This window comes from Micromonospora sp. MH33 (genome assembly GCF_003013775.1).
Lineage (GTDB): Bacteria > Actinomycetota > Actinomycetes > Mycobacteriales > Micromonosporaceae > Micromonospora > Micromonospora fulviviridis.
Genome location: NZ_MUYZ01000350.1, coordinates 1 through 6469, shown reverse-complemented (window position 1 = coordinate 6469; position 6469 = coordinate 1). Strand labels below are relative to the sequence as shown.

At 73.2% G+C, this 6469-nt stretch carries 5 protein-coding genes and 1 pseudogene; 3 read left to right on the top strand and 3 right to left on the bottom strand.

Features of this window, described 5'->3' with window-relative positions; all coding sequences use genetic code 11:
• Together B0E53_RS31865 and B0E53_RS31860 are read left to right on the top strand one after the other, a co-directional pair.
• Window positions 1-454, top strand: a 454-nt coding sequence (locus B0E53_RS31865; RefSeq protein ID WP_146167841.1) for a biotin/lipoyl-containing protein, incomplete at its 5' end; no start/stop codon positions are given.
• Entirely contained in the window at window positions 451-1614 is a 1164-nt protein-coding gene (locus B0E53_RS31860) for an acyl-CoA dehydrogenase family protein (RefSeq protein WP_107079363.1), read from the top strand. The genes B0E53_RS31865 and B0E53_RS31860, both read left to right, overlap by 4 nt.
• A 117-nt stretch (window positions 1615-1731) precedes the next feature.
• On the opposite strand, the gene B0E53_RS31855 is transcribed toward B0E53_RS31860, so the two are convergent.
• On the bottom strand, window positions 1732-2769 hold the full coding sequence (locus B0E53_RS31855; protein ID WP_107079362.1) for a hypothetical protein: 1038 nt from the start codon (window positions 2767-2769) through the stop codon (window positions 1732-1734).
• Window positions 2766-5345: an alpha/beta fold hydrolase gene (locus B0E53_RS31850; protein WP_107079361.1), complete on the bottom strand. Its 2580-nt coding sequence runs from the start codon at window positions 5343-5345 to the stop codon at window positions 2766-2768. The genes B0E53_RS31855 and B0E53_RS31850 overlap by 4 nt, the downstream gene beginning before the upstream one ends.
• A 253-nt stretch (window positions 5346-5598) precedes the next feature.
• On the opposite strand from B0E53_RS31850, the gene B0E53_RS31845 reads away from it, so the two are divergent.
• Complete coding sequence (locus tag B0E53_RS31845; RefSeq protein WP_107079360.1) at window positions 5599-6066, top strand: hypothetical protein; 468 nt, start codon at window positions 5599-5601, stop codon at window positions 6064-6066.
• Here the strand turns inward: B0E53_RS31845 and B0E53_RS31840 are convergent.
• Window positions 6053-6469 (bottom strand): annotated as a pseudogene (locus B0E53_RS31840) (serine/threonine protein kinase); the annotation flags it as partial. The gene B0E53_RS31845 and the pseudogene B0E53_RS31840 sit on opposite strands and share 14 nt — an antisense overlap.

Genomic DNA, 6469 nt, shown 5'->3' with positions numbered 1-6469 from the left:
CCAGGACGGGCCGGCGGCGGGCGGCGGCGCCACGTCCGGCGGCGACGCCGCGCCGGCCGTGACCGTGGTCGAGGCCGCTCCCGACCGCGTCGTGCTCGACGTCGACGGGACGCGGCGGGCGTTCCGCGTACACCGGGTGGGGTCGGAGGTCTTCGTGGACGGCCCGGCGGGGGCGGCGAGCCTCGCCGAGCTGCCGCGCTTTCCCCTGCCCACCGCGGAGCTGGCGGCCGGGTCGCTGCTCGCGCCGCTGCCCGGCGCGGTGACCCGGGTGCACGTCGAGGTCGGCCAGCGGGTGACCGCCGGCGACCTGCTGCTGACCCTCGAAGCGATGAAGCTCGAACATCCCGTACTCGCCCCGACCGACGGCGTGGTGGCGGAGCTGCCGGTGCCGGCCGGCGGCCAGGTCGACACCGGGGCCGTGCTGGCCGTGGTCACTGAGGAGGACCCCCGATGAACTTCGACCTCACCCCCGAGCAGGACCAGCTCCGCGACGCCGTCCGGGCGCTGGGGCGGAAGTACGGCCACGGCTACTTCGTCGAGAAGGCCAAGGCCGGTGCGCACACCACCGAGCTGTGGCAGGAGGCCGGGCGGCTCGGCTACCTGGGCGTCAACATCCCCACCGAGTACGGCGGCGGGGGCGGCGGCATCACCGAGCTGGCCATCGTCTGCGAGGAGCTGGCCGCGGCCGGCTGCCCGCTGCTGCTGCTCGTGGTCTCGCCCGCCATCGCGGCCACCGTGATCAACAAGCACGGCACCGACGAGCAGCGCAAGCGGCACCTGCCCGGCCTCGCCGACGGCTCGCAGAAGATCGTCTTCGCGATCACCGAACCGGAGGCCGGGTCGAACTTCCACCGGCTCGGCACGGTGGCCCGCCGCGACGGCGACGACTGGCTGCTCACCGGCCGCAAGTGCTACATCTCCGGCGTCGACGAGGCCGGGCACGTGCTGGTGGTTGCTCGTACCGAGGATGCCTCCACCGGGAAGCTCAAGCCGGCCCTGTTCATCGTGCCGACCGACGCGCCCGGCCTGGAGAGGTCCAAGCTGGACATGGAGATCCTCTCCCCGGAGAACCAGTTCCTGCTCTACCTGGACGACGTCCGGCTGCCCGCTGACGCGCTGGTCGGCGAGTCGCTGGACGCCGGACTGCCGGCGCTCTTCGCCGGCCTCAACCCGGAGCGGATCACGGTCGCCGCCATGGGCGCCGGCACCGGCCGGTACGCCATCGAGCGGGCCAGCGCGTACACCGCCACCCGGAAGGTGTGGGGCGGCCGGAGCATCGGCACGCACCAGGGCGTCGCCCACCCGCTCGCGCACGCGGCGGTGCAGGTGGAACTGGCCCGCCTGATGATCCACAAGGCGGCCACCCTCTACGACGCGGGCCGCGACCTGGAGGCCGGTGTCGCCGGCAACATGGCCAAGTACGCGGCCGGCGAGGCCGCCGCACTCGCCGTGGACACCGCCGTGCAGGCGCTCGGCGGCGCCGGCATGACCACCGAGTACGGCGTGGCCACCCTGCTCGGCGCGGTCCGGGCCGGCCGGATCGCCCCGGTCAGCCGCGAGATGATCCTCAACTTCGTCGCCCAGCACGTCCTCGGCCAGGACAAGTCCTACTGAGGGCCACCTGCGCCGTTGCCCGGCGCCCTGGTGCGGGCGCCGGGCAACGGCGGCGGCTCAGGACGTGGCGAGCTTGTCGAACTTCTCCCACGGCCCGATCGACGTGACGCCGCCGCATCAGCGGACGGTGCGGCAGGCGGCGTCGACGCGGTGCACCGGGCGGACCCGGCGTCCCAACCCCTCCAGCAACGAGTCCTCGACGTGGAAGTCGCGCACCCGCAGCTGCCGCCGGGGCAGCTCCTCCTCGCTCGGGCAGAGCACCTGGGCACGCACGTCGTCCACCGGCAGGTAGCGGACCCCGCCGCGCTCCTGGAGCAGCACGACGTTGACGTCGTCCACGGTGACCACGTGACCCCGGACGTCCTCGGTGACGCCGGGCGACGACTCGACCGTGGTCACGGTCAGCGGCAGCACCGGCGTGCTGATCACGGGGAGCGCGGCCCAGACCAGCATGGCGAGCACCGCCGCCTCGGTGATCGAGGCGAGCGGCCGGATCACCGCCGCCGGCAGCGGTCCGGTGACGAACAGGGCCAGCACCAGGGGTACGACGAGCAGCACCACGGCGAGCAGTTCCCGCTGCTGCCACGCGTCCAGCAGGGTGGGCCCGAGCAGCCAGAGATACCCGGCGAAGCCGGCGCCGAGCAGCAGCAGGCGGGGCAGCGGCTGCTCGTGCAGCCGTTCCGGGCTGAGCTGGAAGGCGGCCACGAACGCCGGGACCAGCAGCGGCAGGTAGAGCAGCGGCCAGGTGACCAGGGCCAGCAGGAAGCTCGCCACCGCGAACCAGGCGGGGGTGATGTCCACCCAGCGGGCGAAGAGCGGGCGGCGTACGCCGGCCGGCATCCGTTCCACGCTGACCCGCAGCACCGCGCCGAGCGCGAAGACCGCGACCAGCCCGGTGGAGAGCAGCCGCGCGGCCGTGGTGAGGAACCCGGCGAGCAGGTTCACGGTGCCCACGTTGGCGACCAGCAGCAGGGTGGTCTGGAGTTCGCCGCCCGCCTCGACGCCGAGCCGCAGCACGGAGAAGACCGCCGGCACGCCGACCACCGCGGTCCAGAACGACTGGCTGGCCCGGGCCCGGCGTTCGGCCGGGTCGTGGGCGGGTGCGGCGGGCGGCGCGGGCGCGGCGGTGTCCGGGGCGGCGACCGGCGCGGTCATCGCCGGGGCGCCTTGTCGTCGAAGTCGACCAGCTTCGGCACGTCCAGCGGCTGGGGCTGCGACTTGTCCGCCTTCAGCCACGGCCCCAGCGTCCGGTTGTATGCGGTGAGCCAGGGGCTGCTGATCCCGTTCCGCCCCTCCAGGTAGCTCTTCTGGAGGAAGAAGGCGACCAGGTCGCGCAGCGCCGGATCGCCGATCGGTACGCCGACGCCGAGCAGCTCGCTGGTGCCGAACGGCATGTCGATGATCTCGAACTCGGTGGGATAGCGGGAGAGGAATCCGGCGAGGATGGTCTCGTCGGAGCTGACCGCGTCGTAACGACCCTCGCGCATCCCCTTCACGCAGTCACCGACCTCCTTCACCACGTACGCCTTGACCTGGTGCTTCTCCAGCTCGGCCTCGGTGGTGGAGCCGCCGCTGGTGCAGATCCGGTACTCCGGCCTGCGGAGATCCTCGATGGTGCGGATGCGGTCCCGGTGCCGCTTCGGCACCATCGCCTCCTGCGTGGTGACGAAGTACGGCCCGGCGAAGCTGACCAACTTCTTGCGCTCCTCGGTGATGGAGAAGCTGGAGACGACCAGGTCGACGGTGCCGCCCTGGAGGGCGGGAATGCGGTCCTCGGTGGCCAGCGGCACCCACTGGATGCGCTGCTCGCCCTCGAAGCCGAGCGACGAGGCGATGTAGCGGCCGATCTCCACGTCGAAGCCGGTGTGCGTGCCGTTGCGCAGCTCGCCCATCAACGGCTCGGTGGTCGCCACCCCGATCCTTATTTTTGCCTGGCCGTCGATGTGCGACTCGCGCAGCTTGTCGAGGACCGCCGGCAGCGGCGCGACCACCGGCGGCAGCCGCTTCGGCTCGCCCCGGCCGGGCTCACCGGCCCGGGCCAGGTCGCTCTTCGACGCCGCCGCCCGGGTGGCCGCCGGCTCGTCCTGGAACGGCTGGGCGTCACCGGTGCAGAGCGTGCCCTTGGCGGGCAGCGTCCCCTTGAGCAGGTACGCGTCGACCGCGCCGGTCACGCAGGCCGAGGTGCCGTAGGCGGTGTGCCCCCAGCTGTCGCTGCTCAGCAGCCGGCTGTTCGGCAGCAGCCGGGCCGAGCTGACCGCGCCCTGGTAGTTGGTCGCCGGGTCCCAGTAGTTGCCGACCACCAGCACCGGTGCCGCGGTGGTCCGGTCGAACGGGCCGGTCCAGGCGTCCTCGTCCCGCACGGTCCAGATGTTGCGGGCGCAGGGCGCGGTGCCCCAGGCCCAGGCCCGGCCGAAGTACGGCGCCCGCTTGTCCTCCTTGGCCGACAGCGCCGGCCAGGCGTCCGCGCTCTTCGGGTGGTACGCGTCGGTGCAGTCCACCGTCAGGAACGTCTCCAGCCCGTTGTCGTACGGGAAGTCGTACCCGTGCTGCTGGCGCGCCTGGGCGGCCCGGCGGGCCACCTCGGTGCGCCCCTGCGCCCGGGCCGGCGCCGCCGCGGCCGGGTCGGTCAGCACCAGCAGGTCGCCGGTGAGCTCCACGATGTACTGCCAGCCGTTCGGGTCGTAGAGGTTGCCGAGGGTGGCGCCGACGAAGTCGGCGTAGCTGACGGTGAACTGCCCGAGGTCCGGGTCGTCCACCACCAGCGGCTTCTTGCGCAGCCGCTGCGCCACCGTCTCGTACGCGGCGACCGGGTCGCCGCCGGACGCCAGCGCGCACTTCTCGGCCCCGGCCTTGGCGCACCGGACCAGGATCTCGTGCAGCGCGCGGTACGCGCCGTCGGCGCTGCGCAGCCGGGTCTCCTGGAGCTGGTTGCGGGCCTTGCCCTGACCGACCCAGGCGTTCGGGTTGAGCACGCCGTCGACCACCAGGGCGCGGAACCGGTCCGGGAACATGTTGGCGTAGTACTGCCCCAGCGCGGTGCCGTAGCTGAAGCCGAGGTAGCTGAGCTTCTTGTCGCCGACCGCGCGGCGCAGCACGTCCATGTCGCGGGCCACCTCGGCGGTGGACGCCGCGCCGGTCAGCGGCCTGCCCGTGGTCGAGCAGCCCTTGCCGACCGCCTTCGACGCCGCGATGTACGCCTTCTCCTCGGCCTTCGTGTACGGGAAGGCGACGTTCAGTCCGGCGTACGCCCGGGTCTGGTCCTTCACCGACGGGAAGCACTTGACGTTGTCGCTGGCGGCGACGCCGCGCGGGTCGACGCCGACGATGTCGAACCGGTCGAGCAGGTCGTCGCCGAGGAAGTACGGCGCGGCGAGCGCGATGCTGGTGCCGGATCCGCCCGGGCCGCCCGGGTTGAGGAACAGGCTGCCGATCCTGTGCTGCTGGTCGCGGGCCTTGACCCGGAGCACCGCCACCTCGGTGGTGGCGCCCTTCGGGTTGTCGTAGTCCAGCGGGAGCCGGACCGTGGCGCACTCGGCGTAGTCGTAGCAGGCGTACCAGTCGAGCTTCGGTGTCGGCACGCGGTCGACCCGGCGCGCCTCGGCGGCGCTGGTCCGGTCGTACGACGACGGTTGCGGCGTGCGGGCCGCGGCCGCGGCCGGCGCGACCGCCAATCCGGCGAGGACGAGGCCGGCGATCCCTGTTGCGGTGAGGGACCGGATTGCACGTGGCATGTGGCTGCCTTCCGGTGGGGAACTTGGTCCGTCGAGGAGACCTCGACCCCCGTCACTTTAGGGATCAAGGCCAACCGGAGCCGCCCCTCAAACGCGGGCAGAAGCGACAGATTGCCGATTGATGTAACGAATTTTTCTCGATCGACGCTTTTCGCCCTCCACGTGGGAGGGTGGCCCGCTGGAGAACGTTTCTGACGGGAAGCCGTCCCGGCCCGGCGGTTGACAGGTCGACGCGCTGGGCCATGCTTGTCGGGTGAGTTCGTTCCCGAAGCCCGATGCGCGGGTCAAGGCCGTCGTCGCATCGCTGGCGGCGGTGGCGGCGCTGGTCACGTTGGTGGTGTGGCGCCCCGCCGGCATCCTGTCCGTGGTGCTGGCCCTGATCTGTGTCCTGCTCGGCATGGTCGCCGGGGTCACGGTGACCGCCGCCCGCCAGGCCCCTCCCCGTGCCGACGCCCCGGCCGAGGAGTGGCCGACCGCCGCCGGGTACGGAGTGGACGCCGACACGCTGGAGGCGATCGACCCCCGGGCCGTGCGGCGGCTCCGCACTCCCACCGGCGGCTACGCGGGTGACGCCGACACCCTGGAGGCGCTCGATCCGCGGGCGGTCCGCGACCTGCGGGCGTCCGGCGGCGCCTATCCGCTGGACGCCGACACCCTGGCGACGCTCGACCCCCGGGCCGTGCGGGAACGGCGGACGGCGAACGGCGTCAGCGACCGGTGAGAGTGGGCACGGCGAGCGCGTCCACGCCCCGCCCCGCCAGGCACCGGTAGGTGCGGTCCAGCTCCGTACCGGCCGGCGGCAGCACCTCCAGGTTCCAGCCGGTCGCCTGCGGCATGCCGCTGGCCAGCCGGAACGTGCTGAGGTTGCAGACCTGCTGGATGGCCGGGTCGGCGACCACCGCGCCGTGGCCCGCCCCGGCCAGCGCGGCCGGCAGGTCGCCCTCGGCGTAGGTCTCCCAGGTGTGCCGGCCGTCGCAGGGCACCCGGGTCGCCTCGGCCCGGTCGCGGCGCAGCCGGACCGGGCCGTAACACTCCAGTTCGGACGCGCAGTGGGCCCCCGCCGGCAGCCGGACGTCGCCCGCCGCGCAGCCGGGCAGCACCTTCGCCCCGGACGGCTCGACCGC